General features: G+C 49.4%; 1 pseudogene. It reads right to left on the bottom strand.

The annotated features are described in order from the left end of the window. Positions 1-385, bottom strand: a pseudogene (locus EWM59_RS28065) (hypothetical protein); the annotation flags it as partial.

Raw genomic sequence — 385 nt, 5'->3', positions numbered from 1 at the left:
CTGAAGTTGAGGCTGAACATTCTTTACCATTGGTAGTGATTTTACAAGTCGCTGTATAACTATAAGTTCCAGCTGTGGTTGAGGGAACCGTCAAGGTGCTGCCTGTTGAACCGCCTGTCCAGCTGATGGTGCCACCCACACAACCTGTCGCTGTTAAAGTAGCCGTTTCATTCAGACAAACCACAATATCTTTTACCTCGATGCTTACGCCCGGATTCACCGTTACTTTGCCTGCATCTGATGCCGAACATTCTTTGCCATTGGTGGTAATCTTACAGGTAGCTGTATAACTGTAAGTTCCGGCGGTAGTTGAGGGAACCGTCAGTGTGCTGCCTGTCGAGCCTCCTGTCCAGCTGATGGTGCCACCTGTACAACCTGTCGCTGT

The organism is Emticicia agri (genome assembly GCF_004168285.1).
Classification (GTDB): Bacteria; Bacteroidota; Bacteroidia; order Cytophagales; family Spirosomataceae; genus Emticicia; species Emticicia agri.
Note: the sequence above shows the minus strand (reverse complement) of the source record. Positions and strands in the feature narration are given on the sequence as shown.